Raw genomic sequence first — 26160 nt, forward strand, 5'->3', positions numbered from 1 at the left:
CTGCTTACCGCCGCTTTTATCAATGCTATATACGGCGGTTATAAAAATACTTTAACTCCTACGACTTCTTGCTACCTGTATCATTAAATCTTCTCCTGAATTCTGTGGTATTGCACTCAGTATTTCTGTCTTCTTCGTTCGCTCTGCTAGCAGTTCCATTAAAACTTCCCTGGCTTGCTCAACACTTACGCCCTGCTCAATAAATTCTCCTATTTTCTCTGGCATTCGTGATAAGTTACATAAACGTATTAATTCAAGAACTTCATTACGATACTTGGTTAAATTATCAGTTTCTAGGTCATTTGTAGTTTGTTCATTCATAGTAATACTCCTGTTTTTATTAATAGATGAAAGAATTGTAATTCCGTCTGCAAGTCCCACTTCTATTGCATTCTTGCCAAAATAAAGCCCTGCTTCTGTATTTTTTATTGCTTGTACAGAAAGTCCTCTGTTACGTGCTATAAGTTCAGTCAGAATTTCATATAAGCGATTTACTTCCTCCTCTAAACTTTTTAAGCTTTCTGAACTTATCGGCTCATGTGGATTTAAATCATTCTTTCTCTTGCCTGTAAAAATAGTTGTGTATTTTATTCCACATTTTTCATCAAACCCACTTTGATCTATATGACTTGCTATTACTCCTATACTCCCAACTCCTGAAGTGCGGGTGAGAAAAATCTTTTCAGCGCTAGAAGCTATAGCATATGCAGCAGAGTACGCATCATCGTTTGCTATCGCTATTATCCTCTTTTTTGCTCTTGATTCATAAATAAAGTCAGCTAGGTCAAATATACCGTTTACCTCTCCTCCGGGACTATCTATGTCCAGTAAAATAGTCTCTATACTACTATCTTCTAATGCTTGCTTTACTTGTACTTCTATTTGCTCATATGATGTCATCCCGAGCATTTCATCAAACGCACCCGGTTTTTTAGTTAAAATTCCATGAATTGGTATAATTGCAGTTCTTTCTACGTTACTTTTGATGGAGTGATTTTTGAAAATTGGCTGTTTTTCTTTGTATAACGATAGCAGCTCAAAACTCCTTGGTTCAAGCATTAATGGTTTTCCTAAGAGCATCATAATCCTTTACAATCAGAGTCAAACATTAAGTTGAGACTATTTGCACGCTTTTGATCTTCTGCTATTTCTTGGTCAATTTCTTCTACATCGTAACCCATTTCTGATACTACTTCTGCTCGACTCTTAAATCCATTCCTTACTGCCATTTGCTGTGCTTGCTGGTCTTTCAGTGGATCCACCCAATCAAATCCCTGTGGTATCCATTTTACTTCTTCTTTCGCTGCTTTTACTACTTTTTCATCTATACTCAGTTCTCCACAAAGCACTGCTAACTCTAGCCATCTATTCCAAATAGGTCTACAAAACTGGAACACTATCACGTTATGCTGTAACATTGCGCACCTTCTGCGAAACTCTATCAACCCTGCCCGAATGGATGAATAATTAACGCTTGTTAAATCTTCTGTTAGCTGCTCATATGTTATTCCTGTACCTATTGCTATTGCCCTCAGTTGCTGTCTTATAAACGCTTCATAACTTCCTCCAACATCTGACGGCTCTGAAAATTTTATGTCTTCTCCTGGGTCTAAAAGCTGCATTGTTCCAGGTTCCAATCCAGATAGTGCTACTCCTTGCTCATTACTTTCACCTTCTCCTAAAATATTTGCCTCAGGATCAAGTCTCGTAATAAACCCTGCAAACATCGCTGCTGTCTTTTTTCTCACTAATTCTGCATCATCATATTGATCAAGTTCATAGAGCTTTAGCAGTATACTCGAAAGCCATGGCTCTCCTCTAATTTGCCCAGGTCTCAGTGGTTTATAGATATGTAAAACATCGTTTGCTGGTACTCTCACTGATTCGCCAAATGACCCTTCTCCTGGATGTTCTCTAAATAAGTAATATGCTTCTCTTTGCCCAAGCCTGTTAAACTCAATCCCGTTTCTTATTACATTACCATTTCTTAAAGTTTGATTTGTTTTATTATCTAAATGTTCAGACTCAAGTACTTGCAGTTGTAATGGTACAGAAAATCTATCTTCCAGCTTTCTCGTTCTTAAACGTACAAAACATTCTCCTCCCTCTATCATACTTCTGCATACTAGAGCTTGTAATCCATAAAAATCACTTACTCCGTTACTGTCTGCTTCATCTGTCCATTTTAGCCATAATTCTTGCACCTTCTTTCGAAATTCTCCATCTCTTGCTTTTGATTGTGGTTTTATTCCTGTTCCAATAGAGTTACTTACTATTGTATCAATGATATTTGCTGCATATGGATTTTTTCTCACCATATCACGTGATCTACTACGTAAAGTTTCAAGGCTTTGAGACAGCAAATTGTTTATACTTCCTAACTCTGGTTGAAAGTGAAAAAATCTTCTCCCTAAGCCTGCTGCATCCCAAGCAGAACTTTTGATTTTTGGCTTGTAGAATAATTGTTTGAAGGTTTTTAGTAGCATTTATAAAATTCCTTTACTTGTTGAAAAAATAATCTTTCTTTTGGCTACGGTTTTCAGTTCAGCTTTAATACGTTGTCTTAAGTTCAATAAATCTTTTATCTGAACTTCCCCGTACCGAACTACATGGTCACCATATGCAATTGATACTACTCGCTCTCCGTTTTGCAGTTTTTTTATTGCTTGTTCAACTTGAAACAAATACTCTTCGTTATACATTTTCCAACCACTTACTCTGTCTTACTTTTTTAGGCTTTTTACTTTCTGGTTTTTCACTTAAACTATTCCATTTACTCTCTGGCCAACGATCGATTCCAAGCGCAATAGATGCAGCTCTTGCATAAATTCGGCAATCTAGTACTTCATTTCTTTCTCTTACCTTTTGCCACTCTTGTTTTGTATATCCTTTTACTACTTTGCTGACTAATTGCTCTGCCGTTAGCTGCTTAAAATACTCAGGTGCATACTCCGGAAAATGACAATATCCAGGTAGAGCTTTTCCTTCTTCTTCTTTTAAAATATTAAGTAATTGAAAAAGCTCTGACTTTAATATCGATACTCCTACTGGCCATAGCTTTATTCCTCTTTTCAGCTTTTGACCACCAACTGTTATATCTACTCTACTTGGGCTGCTAAGTGGCACTAGGGCTTTATTTACACCTTTGACTGCCATTACTCTTCCAGATCCTTGATGACCTCTTACCCAGTTATATACTTCTTGCGTTGCATATCCAGCATCTACTGCCATCATACTTATCATATATTCAAGCCCATTTTTACCGATAAAATGATGATTGAGGAGCTCCGAAAGCTTTTTCCATACTTCCCCACCTCCTGTATCTCCTTCAAATACTTGGTAGTCTATTGACCAATTTTCACGACTTTTTCCCCATGCGACAACTTCTACTTCTAAACGATCTTTTTGGACATCTACTCCTGCTGTGAGGATTACTTCGCCTTTTGGTACTGTGCCTATGGGAAAAAATTCTCTCCTGTTAAATAATTGCTTCCAGTCTGGTACTTCTCCTTTATCTACCCAAGTTTCTCCTAAAGTGGTATTTATCCAAACTTTCAGTAATTGTTCGCTTTCCTTTGCATGGAGAAAGTCCTCTACTGCTTGTTGCCAACTATACCACCCAACCGGACTATAAAGACTTGAAAGATGAAATCCTTTTTTCTCACCTTTTACTCCATTAGTAGGTCTCCATTCTCCACGCTCAAGCATCTCTGTCTTTTGATGATTTTCTATCTTTTTACCACATTCTATACATATATAGTGTGCTGTATTTGGATTTTTATCTTCCCATTTTATTTGTGACCATTTCAGAACTTGATAGTAATTACAATGTGGACATGGTACAAAAAAGTATCTCTTATCTGTTGCTTCAAATTCTTTCTCAATTCTACTTATTCCATGAATCGTTGGCGTTGATACTAAAAAAATCTTTCGCCGTGCAAATGTATTGGTACGAGCTATGCTGAGTAAAACTGGATCTCCTTCTCCTCCCGAATCTCCTGGGTAGGCATCTATTTCATCAAGAAAGAGATATTTTACTGGCATAGATCTAAGTCCTACACTGCTATTTGCTCCAGTTATTACTACTATTCCACCTGGAAACTCCTTACTTTGTACAGTATTGCCTGAATCTCTTGATCTTGGGTCTTTTACTTTACTTTTTAAACATGGTGTACTTTCAATCAGTGGTGCAAATCTTCCCTTTGACCAACGTTTTCCCATTTCAACTGTTGGCTGCACAACTAACATTGGACCTGGTGTTTGATCGATAATATAGCCAATCCAATTGTTACCAGCTTCTGTTCCCCCAATCTGCGCTCCTTTCATGAATACTACTTTTTCTGCAGGTGAAGAAGGAGATAGTGAATCCATGATTTCTTTAAGGTATGGCGTTCTCTCTGTTCTCCATTTACCTGGCTCTGATGCTGCAGTTGGTGCTAGAACTCGATACTCATTCGCCCACTCTGATACTTTAAGCTCCGGATCTGGTCTTAAACCTTCAGAAAAAGCTCTAGCGTATATCATTGTCTGCATCTACTCATAATTGGTTCTATCTCAATATTGTTAACAGTAGAGTTTATTCCTCCACACTCCTCCAATTCCATAAACACCTTTTTCTGAAATTCGTTTTCTATATATCTTTTGCTCACCTCACTTATCATTATTGCTATAACAAGCGCAAATATCCCTGTTATTGTTGCAAAAATGATTGCACTGCTTATTGTTGTTGCTGTTAACCCTATACATACCGCTATTGCTACTGCACTTACTGAGGTAAAAACACAGATCACATTGTTGTATTTTCTTACTTTTGCATCTCTATGTTCTATACACCTATAATAAACTGGTACAGACTTGCCTATCTCGTCTGGTAATTTGATGCTCTTTTCTTTAAATAAAGTTTTTAGCAATTCTAAATTATTTGACTTGATTGCTAAGTGCAAAACAGGTGTATAGTTTGCTCCTTTTTTCAGCAATAACTTTACTACATGTAAATGCCTTTTTTCTGCAGCAAGATAAATTGGTGATAGACCTTTATTATTTACAATATCAATATTGATTTCTTCTTTTAAAATTGCATCTACAATCTCAATTTCTCCTCTTTGTGCAGCTAAATGGAGTAGACTATTCTTTTCAGAACCGTATTTATTACTCACCAAAGCCTTCTTTATCTCAGGTTTAGCGTAATCAAATGGTGTCTTGCCGCTATCGTCTTTTACCAGAGGGTCTATATCTTCTCGCGTTAGTAAAACTTCTATTGTTTTAAGTCTTTCAGCGTAATGTAGTGGTGTTTTATTTTCGTAGTCTTGCAAATTGACTTGAGCATTAGGCTCCTTTATTAAGCATTTGAGGATATCAAGACACAAATCTCTTTCATCATAATTAGCATTACTTACAGCTATATGAACAGGTGACAATTTCATTGAGTTTTGCCCTATACGTGCGCTATTTACATCTGCACCTAGCTTCAGCAGTAACTTTACTATCTCCAACTTCTTGTTATTAACTGCATAGTGCATTGGTGTCTGATTTCGTGCATCAAAGACATCTATTTCAGCGCTTCCTTCTTCCACTAAAATTTTGACAACATTTTCATGTCCTATGCCTGCTGCTAGATGTAATGGAGTATGATGCAGAGCATTTCGTACATTAACGTCAATACCTTTTCTGATCAAATATCTAACTGCATTAATTTCACCTATCATTGCAGCTAAATGAAGTAAACTATCTTGTTCTGATCCGTATTTGTTACTAATTAACGCTTGCAATATTTCTGCTTTTTTCCCTTCTTTGGCGTAATCAAGAGATGTTTTACCTTCATTATCTTCCACAAAAGGATTAATATTCTTCTTCGTGAGTAACAAATCCACCATGCTTAATTCATCAAACTCTATAGCGCAATGCAGTGGAGTTTTTCCGTTTAACCCTCTGACATTAACATCTAATCCAGGTTGATTAATGAGACACTTTATTAACTCTAAACTTAAGTTATCAGCCATTTTATATTTAAAATCTTTTTATATTTGAAATTTAGTGTTAGATAATTCTTCAAGCGAGTTTGTAATCTCTTCAGTTAGCGTCTGATGAATCTTTTCAGTGTCACTCAGTGATGCAAGTAGTGCTGAAACTCTATTTGGAATATTAAGCAAATTATTACGGACAACTCTTGCTACATTAAATGCATCGCGCTTTACTTCCTCTACTGCTACAAGCTCTCCTATTTCAGCCTTAGCTTTCGCCTCAAGCAGTTTACCACGTTCCATTTCATTTTTTATTCGCGTTTTTAGTAACATCGTGGAAAGTTTTTCTCCGTTTTCTGAATAGTTTTTTCTTCTCAGCGGCTGACTTGGATCTCTGATTGTTTCTATAGCCCTATTTGCTTGCTCTCGGTTAATGAGTCCATCCTCCAGCTCAACTATTCCTTTCTTTACTAAGTAACAGACGTATTGCTTTGATACTCCTATCTCTCTTGCCCATTCTGTTTGTGTTATTTTTTCCACTTTTTTTTCCTCTCTCTTGTTTCTACGAATTTTCTTCTTGAATCTCTGAAAAGGTTTTACCAGTACCGGCTAAAATGGCATCTCTTCCCGTGTATACTTGCCAACGTTTTATCGTTACATCTACAAACTTTGAATCTAGCTCTATTGTTCTGCAGATTCTTCCTGTTCTCTCACATGCAATCAGTGTGCTGCCAGAACCACTAAATGGATCAAGTACTATGTCTCCTGGTCTGCTGCTGTTTACTATTGCTTTTTCCATTAGCTCTACTGGCTTCATTGTTGGGTGCAGTGAGTTATGTGTTGGCTTATCATAAAACCACAGATCACTTTGATTTCTACCACCATGCCACTCACGTTTATTGCCGCTTTTCCATCCATAAAGCATTGCTTCGTATTGTCTTTGATAATCAGATCTGCCTAGTGTAAAATGATTCTTTGCCCAAATGATAAATGTTGACCATTTTCCTCCTGCCTCCTCAAATGCTTTTTGCAACGTTGAAAACTCTGATGATGATATGCAGATGTAAATTGCTCCTTTGGTGTATGCTAAAATATGAGTGCAAATATCATAGAGAAAAAGTTCATACTTTTCACCTTGATTATCGTTTAATATTTTTTTATCTTCTCTTTCTTGACTGCTACGCCGGGTAGAAAGAGAAGCGTTGCCGCTCCTTTTCCCCCTAAGAACCGTACTTGACAGTTTCCCGTCATACGGCTCAAGCCTTTCAAAGGCAGATTTATTTGCCCGGCTGTTATCGATAGAAGACTGGTTCTCAAGTTTCGTCATAATTACTTCTCCTTAATACAATGTTGGTATTTCTTTCTTTCAAGATTTCGCTTGAAAAAGTATGAATTAAACTTTGGATCATAGGGATTAGCATCTGCTCTTATTTTGACATGTCTCACAATCGGAATTGAGGCAGCTTGCATTAAAGTTACCATGCTACCTTGTCCTTTATCTTTTGAAGACTTAGCAAAGAAGGTCCAGTTATTATTGCCAATGGTGCAAAAGTATCTCTGCTTTCTCCATTGAAAATTTTTATTTGGATGCCTTCTTTTAATCCATCTCAAAAGCGCACCAAAGATCTTATGATCGACATAGTTGAACACTTTCTTTGACACAACATGACGGTAATAATTTGTCCATCCTCTGATCTTAGGATTCAAGGTGTAGATAAGTTGTTCCGTTGTTATTGTGCTGTGAAGTCTCATGGTTTCCAGGATCATTTTTAGGAACTCTTTGATACTTGCTTTAGAAGGCATGATCAAGAGCTTTCCTCGATACTTTCGAATCGTAAATCCTAGAAAATCAAATCCTTCATCAATGGAAGTAATCTTAGTTTTTTCTACTGAGAATTCCAATCCACGCTCCTTCAAAAAGGCACACACTGCTGGTTTTACTTTGTTTTCAAGGACTTCTTTCGATCTTCCTGTAATAATAAGGAGAGTAGACCGGCGGAACTTCCCCACCAGTCTCTCGCAGAACTGCACGGAAACCTCTCGGCTTATACAGCTCCCATTATTTAGCCTTTTGATCCTAACCCAAGTGTCCAATGATAGAAAATACTTGGAGACCTCTTTCTCACTTTTCCTAGAAATTGCTTTGCTAGTCTTCCGTGATCACGAAGTTTCTTATATTTTGTCCTGACCCATCTTATGAGGTATCTCTCTATATTTCTGAGAGATGGATACATCTCTGATTTATAAAACCTGCCATAGTACTGAAACCAGCCTCTGACTATTGGATCTATTTTCTTCGATATTTCCTCTAGTGTGGTCCATGTAATCCGATGTATTCTCCATGACTTTATGGTTTTCTTGATCTTCTTCTTGGCTTTGTTACTAATTGCAGGTAGAAATGAGATGAAATAATTCCTCATCTTATTCTTTGCTACTCTAGGTCTAAAAGTATAACCTAGAAAATCAAAGCTTTGTTTAGGAAATTGTTCTTTTCTATCATCATCCTTACTGTACACAATCTGTGTCTTTTCAGGATGTAACTTCAATTTACACTTAGCCAATCTTTCTTCAATCATTACTTTCATAAATCCTGCCTGTCTTTTAGTTCTGCAGTGCACTATCGCATCATCTACATATCTTTCAAATGGTACTGTTGGATAATTTTGTTTCATCCACATATCAAACGCATGGTGCATAAATATGCTTGAAATGATTGGGCTTATTGAACCTCCTTGCGGAACTCCTTTATCCCTTGTTACCCTACTGCCATCTGCTTGCTGAATGGGGGCTTTCATCCACCTCTCAACATACAGTATGACCCATTTGCAGTCTGTGTGTTTCTTGATAGCCTGCAGTGCTAAATCGTGGTCCAGATTGTCGAAAAATCCAGATATATCAAGATCTACCGTCCAATCATTTTTCCAACATCTCTTCCGTGCTGTGTATACCGCATCCAGCGCAGACTTATTTGGTCTATAACCATATGAATCTTCGTGAAATTTCGGTTCTACTAACGGCTCAAGATACATTGTAGCTGCTGTTTGCGCTATCCTGTCGAATACTGAAGGCACACATAAAATTCTTTGCCCTCCTGTATCTTTTGGTATCGCAACAGCTTTTACCGGCTCTGGAAAATAACTTCCGGATGACATCCGATTCCATAATTTGTATAGATTATCCTTTAGATTTTCTTCAAACTTTGTTATCGAGACCTCATCTACACCTGCTGCACCTTTATTTTTCGATACTTGTTTATAAGCTCTCCAAATAAGTTGCTTTGGTATATCAAAAGACTTTGTTTCATTCATTAACTCCTCCCTTTCGGTTGATAAATAATTAAAACTAAATAACTTAGCCCCTTCACTCCATTTCCATTACAGAAACTTCTTCGCTACTACGAGCTAATCCGCCCCTGTTTTTCGCATCGGTACTCTCATCCTCAGAGATCAGCTCTTTGGACTTCTCCCTTTTCATCGAAACGACAGGTTCCCGTAGTTCCATGCAATAGCCTAAAATAGATTCACGCCACTTTTATGCCGGACGCCACCTACCCAGTAAACAAGCTCCCTGTAGATTCATCCCAGGTTAACGACTACCCCCTGGTTTTGACGTCGTCTCTACGCTTTCGACACTTCATCAGTGGTTCACTTGCGTTCGTCTCTCTATTTCATACATGACACATAATTGTGCCTTTTCCATAACGCTCACTACCTTAGCTCTTTACCAAAGCAGCTTATGGCTGTTTGAAGCCTGCTCTTGCAAACCGGCTCCGAGGGGCCCTCCCTCATCTACTGCACAGCTTCAACACTTTCCGTGTTTCTACGGCGCACAGTCATCTGCGTAGGCGGTAGTATTAACCTTATCGCGCCAAAAGGCAGATTTTTGGGCTGTCTTTTCTAAGCCTCTAAGGGTAATATTCATCAGTGTAGGAGAGATGATCCCTCCTTGAGGAGTACCTTCTTTAGTGATATAAAAAGTGTTCTTATCCATGTATCCTGCTGTCAGCCATTTTTTCAGAATTTTCTTATCCATAGGGCAGTGTTCTAAAAGCCATGCATGACTAATGGAGTCATAACAAGATTTGATATCTGCTTCTAGGATCCATGGTGCCGATACTTTTTGGCACAACGTTTTAAAACATTGGTCAATAGCATCAGCAGCTGATCTTTTATGCCGAAAACCATAGGCATGACGATCTAAAATTGATTCTGAAACTGGTTCAAGTGCTTGCAGATAAAGAGCCTGCATTGCCCGATCCTTCATAGTTGGTATTCCCAAAGGACGTTTTTTTCCTGCTCTTTTTGGAATCCATACTCGTCGGAGCGGTTGGACGCAATATCCTCGACGCTTTAACGATTGAACAGCTTTGATCTTTTGTTGCGGTGTGCGCCAAACTAAGCCATCAACCCCAGGGGTGTTTTTTCCTTGATTTTGAGTGACTCGTTTAACAGCCAAAAGTTTTGCAGTAAACGAATGTGTCAATATCCATTGCAAAGCTTTCACTTTGCCGTACCTTCTTTCTCGAACAGCCTTTGCAATACGCATCTGGAGCTTTTTGACACCTATTATCACTTTAGTCCAATTAATAGATTCCCATGTAATTGTAGGTGTAGAGGATGCACCAATCGCTGAATATGTCAGTGTTGTCATTTGCTTTTCCTCATATATAAAAAGTTCTCCAAAATCTCTTACAAAGAAAGACCTATCGGACGTGGGCACACTTTTATGTCCAGTAATGTTTCAACTGGTATTCCCACCATTACAGTGAGACCTTTGCTTTTTCCGACATCCCAAACCTGCACTGCCATAAGCATTCCTTACAGTTTGCTGTCCCCACTATGGTAGGGAGCAAGTACAGGGTTTCCACGCTTCCCCAAAAGTAGCTTGTGAACTTAGGTGCCTGCTGTCGACCGAGAAGCTTATAGGTTACGGGAACACAACTACGAGATGTTCCTCCTGCTTCCAATGCCTTTTGGCCCAAGCGTATCAACCGCTTTCGCTTGTCAACGTTTACGGTCTTTATCACAGGTTCAGTTACCTTCACCTTATTCACTATCTAGCACTTACCCTCTGTATGGTTTGAGGGAGAATACGCCTTTTGCAATTTGTATCCCGCATAATGCTTTGTTACATTGTCAGGGCAGCTACTTAATTCATGCCCCTAGATTCATCCGGCAACACGGACGGTTTCTTCTTGATCTTTCTAAGAAAACCTAGAAAATCCTGAGAAACAGCTACTTCTGACGCCTTCGCGTCGCAACATAGTCAACGTTATACGGAGGGTCACACACGGTAATATCTGCCATTTTATCGTCTAATACCGCTTTAAATGATTCAACTTCGCAGCTATCACCACAGTAGATTCGATGACCACCTAAAATCCATAGATCACCTGGTTTTGTTATTTCCACTTTTTTGTCATCACCAGCTAAATCAGAAAATTTTTCCCCTTGTTCTTCCCTTCCATCAAGATTATCAAGAAAGCGCTGAACTTTTTCTAATTCAAATCCTGTCATTTTAAGATCAAACTGTAAATCTTCTAGCTCTTGAATTTCCACCTTTAAAAGATCATCATCCCACTTTGCCCAATTAGCTGATTGATTTGCCAGTAACCGAAAAGCTTTGGTTTGTGGTTCATTTAGATTATCACTTAAGACTACGGGAATACTCTCCATACCAAGTTTTCTTGCTGCTTTAAGTCTTAAATGACCATCAACCACAGTTCCATCGCTTTTTGCAACTATTGGAATACGAAAGCCAAATTCCCTGATTGAAGCACACATTCTGTTTACTACGTCATCATTTTTACGTGGATTACGCTCATATTCGACGAGGTTTTCAACAGGATAGTAGTGGATTGCTAAATTCATATCTTAATAATTAAAAAGTTAATATTCAAAATATCTCTGACGCTAAAGAAGGCCTGGGGTCAGCACCACCAAATCCGCCAGCCTGGCTGAAAGGACCCACTTTTTATGGATTTCTCAGCTTATTAATATCTTTACCAAAGTCCATAACATAGAACATCAAAGCTAAAGCATCTGCTTGATTATCATCTCTAGGTGAAAAACTTTTTTCACGTATCGCTTCAATAACTTCACTCTTACTTGCATTACCTTTGCCTGCTATAAAGCGCTTTATAGTCTTTACAGGAACACCTTTGTATGGTACGTGATGTTCTTCACACCAAGCAGAAAGAACGGCAAGAAAACCACCGTAGCAATGCGCTGCATCAGTTCCTAAGTGTCTTCTCACTTCTTCAAAATACACTGCTTCAATGTTTGAGAACTTTTCCTTCATTTCATTTAGCCAGCTACGAAAATTTAAGAAGTGCATGCCACCTCCGCTGAAACGGCTACCATGAAAGTTTTCACTACCACTTTGAATTACTCCATCGGTGAAAATAGCCCAGCCGGTTTGTTTGCCGAGATCGAGTGTTAGGATTGACATTTATATTCAGAATTTGTTTTGCTAGAATGTAAAATCCCTATATAATATATATTCAGGATTTGAAAAATTTTTGTCCAAAAAATCTTCTTCTTAAGCAAACTTTTTAGAAAAAACTTGGTTAAAAATCAGTAAACAGCCATTGCATAATTATTGGTCAAGACTTTCATACTTCTATCTTAACGATGTAAATGGCCTACTATGCTACTGCGGTGTAGTTGGTTTCTTATGCACATTTATCCAAATCTTAAATTTTGGGAAGATGATTTAGAAGTGCCTGTCAACTATTTGCTTGATCGTTTTCATAATACAGAAGTGCGTCATTCCTGGATGAATTCACTTTCTGGTAGGCAGTTAAGTGTCATTTTTCAACACTCCTTTAAGGACAAGCTAAATGGTCAACTTTTTGATGATGAAAACTATGATAACACATCCATACAATATAAACGTAAAGTGATTGCTAAACATTTAGACTCTCTGGTTATTTATTATCTGATTAGTTGTTTTGAACGTGCAAAGCTTGAAGCTACTGTCAGCGAAATCGCAAGATCTGCATTAACTACGGAACTCATGAAATCCTACCTTGTAAAAAATAATAATAAATATGATAAGAAGTCTTTGCTGTTTCTACTGTTTCATGCAGATTACAATCTTTTAAAGTCTGTCTATCACTTTGAAAAAATACAAAGAAAGAGTTTCATGTCTTTTGCCTTACAAAAAATACCAAGACGACCAAGTACTCCATTTAAGGACTTTATCTCAGAGGAAATCATACAACAAATACTGAAAGACGATAACATTAAGAGAAATGACAGTTTCGAGAATCAACTACAAGGTTTCTTCTATCATCAGAATCGTTTATATGTGTTAATACGCAAAGCTAGCGATATAGATTTGTTGTTAAATTCAAATAAAGTTATCCATGTCCATAAGGCAGAGTGGATGATTTTGGATTTTCTACTAAATGGCACTCAGGTAGATCTTGGTGCTAGAAATATTGATCAAGCTATAGAAATAGCAAATAGCATTGCAAGTTGTTACTTTAGCTGCGAATGTATTTTTGTAGATGTGCAGGATAAAAACTTCGCGGAACAGGTGCATAAATTTATAGAAACTTGTATTAATGAATCTGATTCAAATATTCGTGTTTTTGAGTTAAAGTTTCAGTCAAATCGTTTCAATTACAGCTATACTAATATCACTTTGACGGTTGCTCCATATGATCCTATTGCACCGGAATTGCATGTTTTAAAGCCATTTGTAGGAGACATAGTGCCATTGATAGAGTCGATTAAAGTAATATTTCAAGGCAAAAAGATAGGCTTATTTTTCAAGCGAAGTGATGAGTATATAGCAATTTACTACTCCGAACATCCTCTGAATAAAAGGGAAAGAGAGGATTTTAAAGCATACATAAAACAATTTTATGGTCTTACAATCTTGCCAAGAGCAAATCTCTGATCTTCTTAATTCTGGCAGCTCTTGGGTTAATCCAAATCAAAATTACATCAAAGCAGCAAGGTATTTGTCAGATCTTAAATTAATTCAGATGCAAGAGAGGTCTTACATTATCTGCTCTCGTAGACAAGATAAATTAGATTGGCCAAATATAGTTGATCCATACTGTAACAATGAGATTTTCATTGATGAGGACTTTAACGAAGCATGCGATAATATAATTTGTGAAAATTGCAACCGTGATATTTTACCTAATACCTACAAGAAGCAAAGATTTCACCGCTTATCTGCATATTTAAACCCAGAGAAATTTATGAATTGGTTTGAAGGTCAGCTAAGTGATACAAATTTTATGTGGCAAAAAGTGGAAAGTGGAGTTTATCATGTTGGTGGACAAGGTAAGATTGTAAGTTTAATCATACTTGATTTTTGCACCAATCCAACATTCTTAACGATAGATAAGCTTAAAGCTAATCCAACTGTATTAATAATACTGAGAAAAAATCCATCAAACATACCTCTTGATTTGCCCATAGTAAAAATGGTTGACCTTTTCTTTCAGCATAAGACTTTAATTGAAGTATTCCAAGAAGCAGCACAAAGAGGAGTACTAGAGTTCATACCAAATACTTCAATGCAAATCTTACATACTGCACTTAATCTAATTGAACCTCCTAAAGAGAAGGAATTGCTAAAGTTGCAATTGATAGAGGGCTCACTTTACGTAAACAATATAGAGATTCTAAATAAGAAAGCTGTAGCATGTATGAAAGTTTTGCGCGTATTATTTGAACAATTTTTGAATGATTGTAAAAAAGAATTACCTCCTGAAAAACACATGTTGCTTAGCATAACTGAAATAGAAAAGTGCCTAAATCTCGATCCAGAAGCAGATCCAGAACATTACATTAGAAAACCAATAAACACAATTCAAAGAACAATAAAAACTACATTAGCCAAAAAGTTAGGGCTGAACATTGAACGTAATGATGTAATTGAAACTGTTGGTTGGCCTGGATCATCGCGTAGAGATTATGGTTACCGTATCAACCCTTTTACTGTGGTAGTTCGTTAACTGTGTTGACGAGAAGTAAAAGTAGTATATTTTACCCTAAAGTCACATCTAGCTTTAAAATACAGTTTTTGTCTTATTTAAAAAAATATAAATTCTCAATTACGTAACTCACCAAAAACCTATCTCGTTTCTTTTGCTTTCTTCAATCTTTTCTACTCTGTTCGTTTGCCGGCTTTTGTGTTTGAAGCACATCTACACTCAATGCCCTTCTATAATATATATACCGGATTTCTCACTACTTTTTCCGGGATTTTCTGAAAAAAAGTTAAAATAATTTGAATGTAGCTCAGAAATTAAAGAGCTTTAAGAACCCGCTAAACGGAACTTCTAGACACCTGAGTTGTTTCCATTTTGGAGTGCGATCCGATGTTGCGGTTTTTGTGATGGTTAAATTCCATCTTCCCTAGACATCAGGGATAATGTATGTTTCACATTTCAGAGAGTGGCAACCTCTGGGATGCAAGCATGAGACAAAAGCGGGTAATGCTAAACCTTATGGCAAATCCCCGCAAACAGAGTTAGATATGATTACGAGAGAAACCTATGTCAGAATTGTCGTCAGGAAAGATATGCGAAAGGAGGTTGAATACGCATAAACCAAAAGGTATGAAGCAAATGAGGAATTAAGACTTCCGAATCTTAATTATAGATGTTCTCAGCTTCCGGCAAATAGTAGGAATCTAAGTCTAACGTGAAACAAAACCGTGGAACGGAGTAACCACATGAATGCTCTTATATTCACTCGAATATAAGTAGGTAGTCATCCGTATGCATTTATGTCGGAGGGATTGTCCAAGAAGCCAATGCCTAAGGTAATTCTTAGGATATGCAGACGTGGACACTGTAGTTTGGAAGGTAAAGTTATGAGTAGTAGTGAATATGTTATGAGCCAACAAAAAGTTAGGTATAAATGGAACGAAATTCTTTGGCGCAAGCTGGAAAAATCTTCGTTTAAGCTACAAAAACGAATTTACCAAGCTTCTAAATGTAATGATATCAGGAAGATGCATAAACTTCAGAGATTATTACTAAAATCAACAAGTGCAAGAACGCTCGCAGTTAGGAGAGTTACACAGGATAATAGAGGGAAAAAGACTGCAGGTATTGATGGGAAAGCTAGTCTCAGTCAAGTAGAAAGAATGCAATTAGCATATTCTATGGATTTAAAGGAAAAAGCAAAACCATCAAGGCGAGTCTGGATTCCAAAACCTGGTAAGCCATTGGAACGTCGTCCCCTTGGTATTCCCACTATATCGTGTCGAGCAAAACAAACACTTGTTAAAATGGCGCTAGAGCCCGAGTGGGAGGCAAAATTCGAGCCTAACATTTATGGTTTTAGGCCTGGTAGATCTTGTCATGATGCTATGAAAGCCATATTTTATGCGCTTTATAAGAAATCCGCATTTATTTTAGATGCAGATATCTCTGGATGTTTCGATAATATAGAACATCACGCACTGTTGGAAAAACTTAATACCACTCCAACCCTTAAGAGAATTATAAAAAAGTGGTTAAGAGCAGGTGTGATGGAAAATGGAACTTTCCAACCAACCGAAAGTGGTACAATTCAAGGAGGAACTATTTCTCCTCTGTTGGCTTGTATAGTATTACACGGTCTGGAACAATATATTAAAGAAAATCTAAAAAGCGAGCTCCTACAGTATAGAAGGAAAAAATATGGTACAATGTCACGAAGTTGGATACAACAATCACTCAGGGTTATTTTTTATGCTGATGATTGTGCGCCGTAGAAACACGGAAAGTGTTGAAGCTGTGCAGTAGATGAGGGAGGGCCCCTCGGAGCCGGTTTGCAAGAGCAGGCTTCAAACAGCCATAAGCTGCTTTGGTAAAGAGCTAAGGTAGTGAGCGTTATGGAAAAGGCACAATTATGTGTCATGTATGAAATAGAGAGACGAACGCAAGTGAACCACTGATGAAGTGTCGAAAGCGTAGAGACGACGTCAAAACCAGGGGGTAGTCGTTAACCTGGGATGAATCTACAGGGAGCTTGTTTACTGGGTAGGTGGCGTCCGGCATAAAAGTGGCGTGAATCTATTTTAGGCTATTGCATGGAACTACGGGAACCTGTCGTTTCGATGAAAAGGGAGAAGTCCAAAGAGCTGATCTCTGAGGATGAGAGTACCGATGCGAAAAACAGGGGCGGATTAGCTCGTAGTAGCGAAGAAGTTTCTGTAATGGAAATGGAGTGAAGGGGCTAAGTTATTTAGTTTTAATTATTTATCAACCGAAAGGGAGGAGTTAATGAATGAAACAAAGTCTTTTGATATACCAAAGCAACTTATTTGGAGAGCTTATAAACAAGTATCGAAAAATAAAGGTGCAGCAGGTGTAGATGAGGTCTCGATAACAAAGTTTGAAGAAAATCTAAAGGATAATCTATACAAATTATGGAATCGGATGTCATCCGGAAGTTATTTTCCAGAGCCGGTAAAAGCTGTTGCGATACCAAAAGATACAGGAGGGCAAAGAATTTTATGTGTGCCTTCAGTATTCGACAGGATAGCGCAAACAGCAGCTACAATGTATCTTGAGCCGTTAGTAGAACCGAAATTTCACGAAGATTCATATGGTTATAGACCAAATAAGTCTGCGCTGGATGCGGTATACACAGCACGGAAGAGATGTTGGAAAAATGATTGGACGGTAGATCTTGATATATCTGGATTTTTCGACAATCTGGACCACGATTTAGCACTGCAGGCTATCAAGAAACACACAGACTGCAAATGGGTCATACTGTATGTTGAGAGGTGGATGAAAGCCCCCATTCAGCAAGCAGATGGCAGTAGGGTAACAAGGGATAAAGGAGTTCCGCAAGGAGGTTCAATAAGCCCAATCATTTCAAGCATATTTATGCACCATGCGTTTGATATGTGGATGAAACAAAATTATCCAACAGTACCATTTGAAAGATATGTAGATGATGCGATAGTGCACTGCAGAACTAAAAGACAGGCAGGATTTATGAAAGTAATGATTGAAGAAAGATTGGCTAAGTGTAAATTGAAGTTACATCCTGAAAAGACACAGATTGTGTACAGTAAGGATGATGATAGAAAAGAACAATTTCCTAAACAAAGCTTTGATTTTCTAGGTTATACTTTTAGACCTAGAGTAGCAAAGAATAAGATGAGGAATTATTTCATCTCATTTCTACCTGCAATTAGTAACAAAGCCAAGAAGAAGATCAAGAAAACCATAAAGTCATGGAGAATACATCGGATTACATGGACCACACTAGAGGAAATATCGAAGAAAATAGATCCAATAGTCAGAGGCTGGTTTCAGTACTATGGCAGGTTTTATAAATCAGAGATGTATCCATCTCTCAGAAATATAGAGAGATACCTCATAAGATGGGTCAGGACAAAATATAAGAAACTTCGTGATCACGGAAGACTAGCAAAGCAATTTCTAGGAAAAGTGAGAAAGAGGTCTCCAAGTATTTTCTATCATTGGACACTTGGGTTAGGATCAAAAGGCTAAATAATGGGAGCTGTATAAGCCGAGAGGTTTCCGTGCAGTTCTGCGAGAGACTGGTGGGGAAGTTCCGCCGGTCTACTCTCCTTGTTATCATACATGAGAGTGAAGAGATTATTCTGAAGGCTAAGGAGCTAGTCGAAAGTTGGTTAAAAACTATCGGGTTAGAGCTAAAACCTTCAAAAACAAAGATCTCTCACACTCTCAAGTTTTCCAATGGACAGAAACCAGGCTTCGATTTTCTTGGTTTCACAATACGACAATATCCAGTGAAAAGTAAGAAAGGTTACAAGTTATTGATTAAACCAAGTCGTAGTTCTGTTAAACAGCATACGCTGGTTATTAAACATGAGTTAAGGGAAATGCGAGGCGAATCGCAAGAAGCTGTAATAAATAACCTCAATCCAATTGTTAGAGGATGGTGTCAGTACTACACTTCGGCAGTCTCAAGCAAAATCTTTAACTCAATGGATATGATTATGCACACCCAACTTTGGAGGTGGGCAAAATATAGACACCCAAACAAAGGAGGATGCTGGATTAAGAGAAAATACTTTAAAAGGTATGGTAACGAAAATTGGAGATTTATGACAGGTAACGGAATACGTATTACAAAACATGGAGAATATGCCAGTAGATGGCATATCAAAGTGAGAGGAACCAAATCTCCTTATGATGGAGACTGGCCATACTGGGGAAGTCGTTTGAGCACAATTCCAGGAAAATCGCCACAAGTAATAAAACTATTGAAGATACAACAAGGTAAATGTAATTATTGTCATCTTTGGTTTAGATTTGATGACTTAGCACATGTGCATCATCAGGACCGCAATAGACTCAATAATAACATCAAAAACTTATCCTTGTTACATAAGCATTGTCATGACCAATTACACGGAAGTCTGCGTGACAAGCACTGAATTACAGAGAAGCCGGATAACGGGAAACTGTTAAGTCCGGTTTTGAAGCCGAGGGGGGAAAGGCGACTTTCTCTCCTTAGGTAACAATAACTGTTTACTGGGATTTTAAAGAGGTTACATGGGTTTTTGATAAAGATGCTATTCCCCCCCTATCCAAATCACTAATAACGCTATAACAATCCTCTAAAACGCTTTAAAGAACAGTGTTGCAGTAGAATCGGCTAAAATTAGCAGAGAATGTTTTGATTCCTTTCTTCTCACAGTGAAAACCTCAATCTTTAATCTTCTTGAGAAAATTATCCGAAGAAACAACTTTTACACCTCGCGCTTTCTCAAATGCCTCTCTTGCTACACTAGCATTTTTACCACCATCTTTTGCCGCCTCTAAATTCTCATAATAACCCTGTGCATCTTTGATTTTTACTTCATCAATAGTTGCTTGTTCGCCAAGCATGTTGAAAATTAGCTCAATTGGTGTCATATGGTCCCTTAATGGTTGCTTCTTTAGACCCTTGAGATCTTTATGTTCTTTAGTCCTGATACCAAAAGTTGCCTGAGAGATCACATCTGTCAATATTGCATATTCCTTGCCTTCAAGATGCTTATTATTATGGTCGGATATTTTTCTGTTATCCCATTCTTTTGTGAGTTGATTTCTTACAGATATGGATTGCATTCTCCTCTGTATCCACTCTTTAGAGTATCCTTTTGCAACATAATCAGCATAGGCTCGTTTAAATGCCAGCTCTGGATTTTCATATTCTTGTAATCTTTCATACCCGACTTTTGCAAGCCAACGTTTAAACTGCTCAACCTTTTTGGAAGGAACAGACTGTAAGATACGCAATAACCCCTCAACATTTGTACAATTAGCATTCTGTTTACCACCTTTTGTTTTAATTTCAAGGGGGGTGACAAATTGTCCCCATCCTTCAGAAAGCCCTATATCTCTGCTTTTCATCTTTTTTAGGTAATCAGATGGGTTCTTACTACCTGTGAAAGAAGCTATTACCTCTGTTATTACATACCACCACTCTCCATTGTGTAATACTCTAGTTACATTGTTATTATCAAATGCAGTAGTCTCAATATCTCCTTCTTTTAAAGTTAAAGTGTCAATCATATTGAAAATAAGTTTATTCTAAAAACCAAATATAAACTAAGTTGCTTTTTATTACTAATAAATAGTGGAAATTTTGTCTCCGTTATGTATGATAAAATTGGAGACGTAAATTTTGATCTTTATCTCCATTTTAAGCGGCAATCAAGTTTTACGAGCTTCTGTTTCTTCTTCTATGGCAGTAACTTTTTTCCTTGAGCTACCTCTACAATTTGCTGATTTCATTACTGAGAGTTTTGCAATTAATTGCTCAGGGGTTTTAAACAAAAGCTGTTTTACTGACATACTTTGCTATACCGAAATTATGAAAACTGTTCACTTTTTTGAAAAAATATTTTACAATGAATAAAAAATGTGATAAACTAAAGCGAGGTTTTTTTTATAACAAGTAAAAGTTTAAAGTAAAAAATAATTTAGAAATGCCTCGTAATCGAGTTTTAAGCTACCCTACATGAGTAACTTAGGTCTTGGTGGTATAATTCTACCCTGAAGTCGTAGAATCGTTTTAAAACCGCATTAAAGGTTATTTGTTGTATTTATGAATATTTTAAGACTTTTTCTTGTGGCATTTCCGGGTCCTTTAACTTCTTTTTTTCACTCCCTTGGCATTACTTTAATTCTAGTTGACCTTACTAATTCATTATATATTTTCATATTGTTTATTATTATTTCCTATATTATTAATATATATATGTATAGTATTATTTACATATTATAATAATATATAAGATTTTCGGAAAATGGAAAGCTAGCTACTGTAGCGGATTTTAGGGCGATCTGATTCATTAAGTCTTTTGGAAGTGGAAAAATAACGTCTTATAGATATTGAATGGATAAAAATACAGAATTTCAATAGTTTAGGTGTATTGTATTTTTGTTGCCTTATTTTGAAATTTTGCCGGAAATCACGGAAACTATAAAACCCAGATCGGCTTAAAGTTTACTTCTTAAATGCTTTTTGGTAGCTCTCTATGACCCCTTTTAAAACGCAATTATGGACCATCTTTATCGAATCACTTTATATTTTTATTATAGGTTGTAGTAAGAGGGAAACGAACAGAGATATTGTATACAACTTTCTTCTATGTATCAATTGACTGGCTCTGCGTCTAAAAATTTGTCACTTAAAGCAGAAGGTGCTATATATGCAGTACATGGCTAAGGAAGTATATGAACAACAAATCACTAGATTATAATGAAATTTTGTTCTACGAAACAGACGACGGAAAGGTATGTATTGAAGTTAGATTTGAAAATGAAAATCTATGGCTTACTCAGAAACATATGGCAGAGTTATTTGACTGTTCAATTGATAATATTTCATTGCACTTAAAGAACATTTATCTATGTAAAGAACTAGACAAAAATTCAACTACCGAGGAATCCTCGATAGTTCAAAAAGAGGGAGAAAGAGAGGTAAAACGTGATGTAATTTTCTACAATTTAGAGGCTGTGATATCAGTTGGTTATCGTGTTAATTCAGAGCGTGGTGCTGCTTTTCGTACATGGGCAACTGATAAACTAAAGAAGTATATTTTCAAAGGTTTTGTGATTGATAGCAATAGATTTAAAAATGGCTCTAAATTTGACACTCGATTTTTTGATGAGTTACTTGAAGAAATTAGAGAAATTCGTGCAAGTGAGCGTGTGGCTTATCAGAAAATCACAGACATTTATGCAACTTCAGTAGACTATGCAAGCTGTTCAACCGAAACGAAAAATTTCTTTGCTGTAGTGCAGAATAAATTGCATTTTGCTATTACTGGAAATACAGCAGCAGAAATTATTGCAAACAGAGTGGATGGAAGTAAACCTAATATGGGCTTAACAAATTGGCGTAAGGCACCTAAGGGAAAAATCTTTCTTTCTGACACGCAAGTAGCAAAAAACTATTTAGATAAAAATGAAATTGCTCAGCTAAACAGGATAGTAAATATGTATATAGATTATGCAGAGTTTCAAGCTGCCAGAGGTAAAATAATGTATATGAAGGATTGGAAAGAGAAACTTGATGCATTTTTAAAATTTAATGAGCAAGATATATTGCAGAGTTATGGCAAAGTCTCTCATGAAGTAGCAATTACCTTAGCTACAAAAGAATATGAGATATTTAGAAAAACACAGGACAAGTCATACAAGTCAGATTTTGATAAATTGATAGAAGAAAAGAAAAGTCTTGATCAAAAAAGTGTAAAAGCTTAGGGCTAAATCTCATAAAAGTAAAGAAATCAGGAAGAGGTAAAAATTATAGAATCGCTTTATATTGTTTCTTCTGAGCATTTATCTTTCGTTTCTTTTGCCAGATAGCTTGAAAGAGGTGTATATGAGCTGAAAAATATCAAGTGAGTTTTCTAAATAAGACCCATACAAATTTTTTCTTTACAATGAATAAAAATGACGTTAAACTTATGCATAAGTTTATTTGCACCAATGGAATCATTAAGAATGCCTCATAATCGAGTTTTAAGCTACCTTACATGAGTAACTTAGGTCTTGGTGGTATAATTGACCCTGAAGTTGTAGAATCGTTTTAAAACCGCGCTAATTGTATCTTTCATTAAATGTAAATATCTTAATAATATTTTGTGGCAGCCTTTCTGGACTTCTTTCTTTTTGCTGTTTAAGTTATTGTACTTTATTTGCATTTTACTATTATTTTATATTATCTATTATTATTTATTACTATTATATATATATAATATATAAGGGTTTTAGGAACGTAGAATCCGCTATACTGGCTGACTTCAGACACATAATAACTAGGAACACTTTTAGGAATAGAGGGCAAAAGGTTAGGATTCAAGCGATCTTTAGCTTCCTAGTTTCTCATTACTTATTTAGTAACCAAGGAATCAGGAATATAATTCAACCATTTGATGTCTTACCCCTTCTTAATTGAAATCATAGCTTATAATAGGGTTGTGATTTTTGGCTCCGAAGTTAGTATTTTTGATTGAGTAGATGACAGATTGAATAGAGAAAATAGGGCAACTCTAAAATATTTAAAGAGCCACCCATAAAGAAAGACTTATAAGTTTTGTCTACAGCTAAGATCTTCAGCCCCAGGAGTGAATTGCCCTACACCACGAGCAAATGGTCCTGTTATAACGTCAAGCCATTTATCTTCTTTTGCACCTGTAGACATTCCTTTAACTAACTGCTTTGCTTGTAAAAGTTCCTGAACTATACGCTCTAGTCGATCCCTTCCCATGCTGTGAAAAACTTCAGGTAGTCTATGCCGTTGCTTATATACTCCTGTGCTTCCTGTGTGAGTAAATGGGTGTCCTGCAACAGCAGATCGTGTAATTGCATCAGTAAGACATATTTTAAGGTCTTTTTCACTAGCATTTTTAACTGTTAGTTGTATTGTTATATCTTCTAGTAGCCCTGTTTCCTGATTTCTTAGGTAAGTTCTTACAGTGCGATCAGCTAAACCATTGGCTTTCACAACTGCCCCATGAAACAAAGCATTCTGTCTTGGTGTTTCTCCTACTGCCTTAAAGATTTCTAGCCTAGCTGTATTTTCTATTGGCCAAAAAGCGTATGAGCATCTAACACCATTAACAAGAGCAGAGGTACCTCTAATTGCATCGCGTGCTTGTTCAGCAGTTAATATCGGTTTTTCTCCTTTTGGCTTTCTCATGTGATGAGCAGTAATTATCGAAGCTCCAGTACTACATGCTAAATCAGATAATACGCACATTAGATAATCCCCTACAGCTGGATCAGCATTTATATCTGCATGGATAAATGAAGCAAGTGGATCAAATACTATCAATTTCAGATCTTTAATTTCCTCGAGCTGTTTCATTACGGATTCGAATTCAGGAGAAACTTCGACGATTTTACCACGAACATTTCTGAGTATTGTAAGTGATCCTCTGACGTTTGGCAGTGGTACAATAAATAATTTATCTTTATGTTTCAACCTTTCACACTTAGGGTCGAGTCGTTCTAAGCGGCGGTGTATCTCACTTGCATCATCTTCTGCTGAAAAAATCACTACTGATCCATGTTCAGTAACAAGTGAACCAAAGCCACACATCTGATCCTTATCACTTGCAACCTTAAGCGCTAGGTCAAGAAGAAGCATACCTTTGCCTGTATCTCCCATTGCTGCTATTATTGAAGTAACACCTAAAGGAAATAGACCTTCAACAAGAAACTTTTGCTCTGGTACCGGACCTACAAAGCGCTCTGCACTCCAATCTAAAATGTTAAGTGGCTGTTTTGTGGATCTTTCTAAACTTTTCATATTTGAAGTATTTGGAATGTCAGTAGATGGGGTATCAATAGTAAGTAAAGGAGTTGAAGCTAAAAATTCTTCAATGCTTATACCATCCTTTACACAATCAGCGGCATCCCATTTCTCAGGCTTATCTTGAGGAATTTCAAGCACAGCAAGTGATGCAACTCCAAGATCTAACAGCTTTTTTGCAGCATTTTCAGCATATCGTTTGCCTGCTTCATCATTATCTGGCCAAATAATAATATTTTTACCTTTAAGGGGTGACCAGTCTGTTTTATCAACATCTGCGTTTGCTCCAGACATTGTTGTTGTAGCTGCAATCCCTTGTTCTATCAAGCTTTCTGCACATTTTTCTCCTTCAACCAGAATAACTTTATCAGATTTTAAGATTTCTGGAATGTTGTAGAGTGGCCTTATTTCTGGTGCAGCAAACTTAGATCGTTTTACATCAAAAGGCTTGTATACTTTTTTCTTTCCAGGAGGATCAGAACGATAAACTTTTACAATGATCTGGCCATTTTCATCATAATAATTCCAACTGTGGGTAATAAATTTCTCGAAAGCCTTTGCGCATTTTTTGCCATATCCAAGCCATTCACTTATAGAAGCCATCACTTCACAAAAGTCTCTCTTTGTATCTTTTCCCTGTGCACTTGCCCAAATATCAAGAACATCACCTTTCTGCCCAGTTGCAAAATCCTGCCAGAGTCCGGCTTTTCCACCAGTTAATGCTACTCTGAGGCTTTGTCCTTTGTTACCATGCACATCACCTATTCGGAATTCATCTCCATGAAAAGTTCCCCTTGGGAATAAATAAGAAAGGCATGATCTTATGTTTAATAATAAGTGTCTTTTAATTTCTTCTACATCAAATTGCTCTAATGGTTCTAAATGTGAGACAGTATTGTTAAAATCATAATATTCATCATTTAAAGTATTTTTTTGTTTGACATCAGTTAAAAAATCTTGTACCATAAATTGAAACTCCTTTTAAGATTAAGCGTTTGAAAGGTTTTTGAGTAAGGCTGTTTTGATTGGGGTCTTACTCTCTTCTTATGAAGTAAAAACTCCAATAGGAGGTTCTCTTGGCAAGGCTATATTAAGAAATAAAGGAAGTCAGTTTAGGTTTATAGTGAAAAGTGAAATTTAAGGTTTTAGTATCTTCTTTCTTTTAAGAAAAAATGCTCTACTATAACTCTACTACATTTTACTCACTATGTCAACCTCTTAGTTTTTATTTTGTTGATATATTGCATACTACTAATATGTAAGGAATTTTGGCTAAACCTTCCCATATACGCAGGCATAGTTTAATTTAAGGTGGAATTATAAGCGAATAGAAAACCCTCTACTATATATATACCGGGTTTCTTATGACTTTTTCTGAAAAAATTAAAAACTTTTTTCTTTGGAGGAGTTTGGCCTGATAT

General features: G+C 36.8%; 21 protein-coding genes and 2 pseudogenes. 7 read left to right on the forward strand and 16 right to left on the reverse strand.

Translation table 11 applies throughout. The features are described 5' to 3' along the window. Positions 1-51: 51 nt before the first annotated feature. From ABWU58_RS03060 to ABWU58_RS03120, 13 genes and pseudogenes are all read right to left on the reverse strand, one after another. Complete coding sequence (locus ABWU58_RS03060) at positions 52-1080, reverse strand: S49 family peptidase (protein ID WP_353283706.1); 1029 nt, start codon at positions 1078-1080, stop codon at positions 52-54. Continuing rightward, positions 1080-2486, reverse strand: a complete 1407-nt coding sequence (locus ABWU58_RS03065) for a phage portal protein (protein WP_353283591.1) — start codon at positions 2484-2486, stop codon at positions 1080-1082. The genes ABWU58_RS03060 and ABWU58_RS03065 overlap by 1 nt, the downstream gene beginning before the upstream one ends. Then, positions 2487-2702, reverse strand: a complete 216-nt coding sequence (locus tag ABWU58_RS03070) for a gpW family head-tail joining protein (protein ID WP_353276158.1) — start codon at positions 2700-2702, stop codon at positions 2487-2489. Then, positions 2695-4524, reverse strand: coding sequence for a phage terminase large subunit family protein (locus ABWU58_RS03075; protein WP_353283707.1), 1830 nt, complete (start codon positions 4522-4524; stop codon positions 2695-2697). The genes ABWU58_RS03070 and ABWU58_RS03075 overlap by 8 nt, the downstream gene beginning before the upstream one ends. After that, on the reverse strand, positions 4521-5999 hold the full coding sequence (locus ABWU58_RS03080; RefSeq protein WP_353283592.1) for an ankyrin repeat domain-containing protein: 1479 nt from the start codon (positions 5997-5999) through the stop codon (positions 4521-4523). Before ABWU58_RS03080 ends, ABWU58_RS03075 begins: the two co-directional genes overlap by 4 nt. A gap of 18 nt (positions 6000-6017) precedes the next feature. Continuing rightward, the gene (locus ABWU58_RS03085; RefSeq protein ID WP_353282728.1) at positions 6018-6500 is read right to left on the reverse strand and encodes a hypothetical protein; all 483 of its coding nucleotides are present in this window, start codon (positions 6498-6500) and stop codon (positions 6018-6020) included. 22 nt (positions 6501-6522) lie between these two features. After that, positions 6523-7140 (reverse strand): annotated as a pseudogene (locus tag ABWU58_RS03090) (DNA-methyltransferase); the annotation flags it as partial. Positions 7141-7289: 149 nt separating this feature from the next. Continuing rightward, positions 7290-7970: a group II intron maturase-specific domain-containing protein gene (locus ABWU58_RS03095; protein WP_353282727.1), complete on the reverse strand. Its 681-nt coding sequence runs from the start codon at positions 7968-7970 to the stop codon at positions 7290-7292. 53 nt (positions 7971-8023) lie between these two features. Beyond that, positions 8024-9268 (reverse strand): group II intron reverse transcriptase/maturase, encoded by a 1245-nt coding sequence (gene ltrA / locus ABWU58_RS03100; protein WP_353276809.1) that lies wholly within the window; start codon positions 9266-9268, stop codon positions 8024-8026. Between the two features lie 52 nt (positions 9269-9320). Beyond that, positions 9321-9461: a hypothetical protein gene (locus ABWU58_RS03105; RefSeq protein ID WP_019078704.1), complete on the reverse strand. Its 141-nt coding sequence runs from the start codon at positions 9459-9461 to the stop codon at positions 9321-9323. A gap of 318 nt (positions 9462-9779) precedes the next feature. Next, entirely contained in the window at positions 9780-10610 is an 831-nt protein-coding gene (locus ABWU58_RS03110; RefSeq protein ID WP_353282726.1) for a reverse transcriptase N-terminal domain-containing protein, read from the reverse strand. A 590-nt stretch (positions 10611-11200) separates the two neighbouring features. Then, positions 11201-11830, reverse strand: a pseudogene (locus tag ABWU58_RS03115) (ParB N-terminal domain-containing protein); the annotation flags it as partial. Between the two features lie 103 nt (positions 11831-11933). Further along, positions 11934-12410 (reverse strand): crossover junction endodeoxyribonuclease RuvC, encoded by a 477-nt coding sequence (locus ABWU58_RS03120; protein ID WP_236515036.1) that lies wholly within the window; start codon positions 12408-12410, stop codon positions 11934-11936. 225 nt (positions 12411-12635) lie between these two features. Here ABWU58_RS03120 and ABWU58_RS03125 point away from each other — a divergent pair, with 225 nt between their 5' ends. The 6 genes from ABWU58_RS03125 to ABWU58_RS03150 all read left to right on the forward strand — a co-directional run bounded on the left by ABWU58_RS03125 (position 12636) and on the right by ABWU58_RS03150 (position 19361). Continuing rightward, positions 12636-13868, forward strand: a complete 1233-nt coding sequence (locus tag ABWU58_RS03125; RefSeq protein ID WP_353283593.1) for a hypothetical protein — start codon at positions 12636-12638, stop codon at positions 13866-13868. Continuing rightward, complete coding sequence (locus ABWU58_RS03130) at positions 13834-14940, forward strand: hypothetical protein (RefSeq protein ID WP_353283594.1); 1107 nt, start codon at positions 13834-13836, stop codon at positions 14938-14940. The genes ABWU58_RS03125 and ABWU58_RS03130 overlap by 35 nt, the downstream gene beginning before the upstream one ends. Positions 14941-15803: 863 nt before the next feature. Continuing rightward, the gene (locus tag ABWU58_RS03135; protein ID WP_353283595.1) at positions 15804-16691 is read left to right on the forward strand and encodes a reverse transcriptase N-terminal domain-containing protein; all 888 of its coding nucleotides are present in this window, start codon (positions 15804-15806) and stop codon (positions 16689-16691) included. 318 nt (positions 16692-17009) lie between these two features. Continuing rightward, positions 17010-17150 (forward strand): hypothetical protein, encoded by a 141-nt coding sequence (locus ABWU58_RS03140; protein ID WP_019078704.1) that lies wholly within the window; start codon positions 17010-17012, stop codon positions 17148-17150. A gap of 52 nt (positions 17151-17202) precedes the next feature. Continuing rightward, entirely contained in the window at positions 17203-18447 is a 1245-nt protein-coding gene (gene ltrA, locus ABWU58_RS03145; protein ID WP_353276809.1) for a group II intron reverse transcriptase/maturase, read from the forward strand. 53 nt (positions 18448-18500) lie between these two features. After that, positions 18501-19361 carry a group II intron reverse transcriptase gene (locus tag ABWU58_RS03150; RefSeq protein WP_353283070.1) on the forward strand — a complete coding sequence of 287 codons (861 nt, stop codon included), beginning with the start codon at positions 18501-18503 and terminating at the stop codon, positions 19359-19361. 271 nt (positions 19362-19632) lie between these two features. On the opposite strand, the gene ABWU58_RS03155 is transcribed toward ABWU58_RS03150, so the two are convergent. Both ABWU58_RS03155 and ABWU58_RS03160 read right to left on the reverse strand, forming a co-directional pair. Then, positions 19633-20484 (reverse strand): Bro-N domain-containing protein, encoded by an 852-nt coding sequence (locus ABWU58_RS03155; RefSeq protein WP_353283596.1) that lies wholly within the window; start codon positions 20482-20484, stop codon positions 19633-19635. A gap of 141 nt (positions 20485-20625) precedes the next feature. Then, positions 20626-20766, reverse strand: coding sequence for a hypothetical protein (locus ABWU58_RS03160; RefSeq protein ID WP_353283597.1), 141 nt, complete (start codon positions 20764-20766; stop codon positions 20626-20628). A gap of 885 nt (positions 20767-21651) precedes the next feature. Here ABWU58_RS03160 and ABWU58_RS03165 point away from each other — a divergent pair. Beyond that, on the forward strand, positions 21652-22683 hold the full coding sequence (locus ABWU58_RS03165; protein ID WP_353283598.1) for a virulence RhuM family protein: 1032 nt from the start codon (positions 21652-21654) through the stop codon (positions 22681-22683). 826 nt (positions 22684-23509) lie between these two features. Here the strand turns inward: ABWU58_RS03165 and ABWU58_RS03170 are convergent. Then, entirely contained in the window at positions 23510-25705 is a 2196-nt protein-coding gene (locus ABWU58_RS03170; protein ID WP_353283599.1) for an AAA family ATPase, read from the reverse strand. Positions 25706-26160: the final 455 nt, after the last annotated feature.

Source organism: Wolbachia endosymbiont (group A) of Pogonocherus hispidulus (genome assembly GCF_964028195.1).
In the GTDB taxonomy this organism is placed as follows: domain Bacteria; phylum Pseudomonadota; class Alphaproteobacteria; order Rickettsiales; family Anaplasmataceae; genus Wolbachia.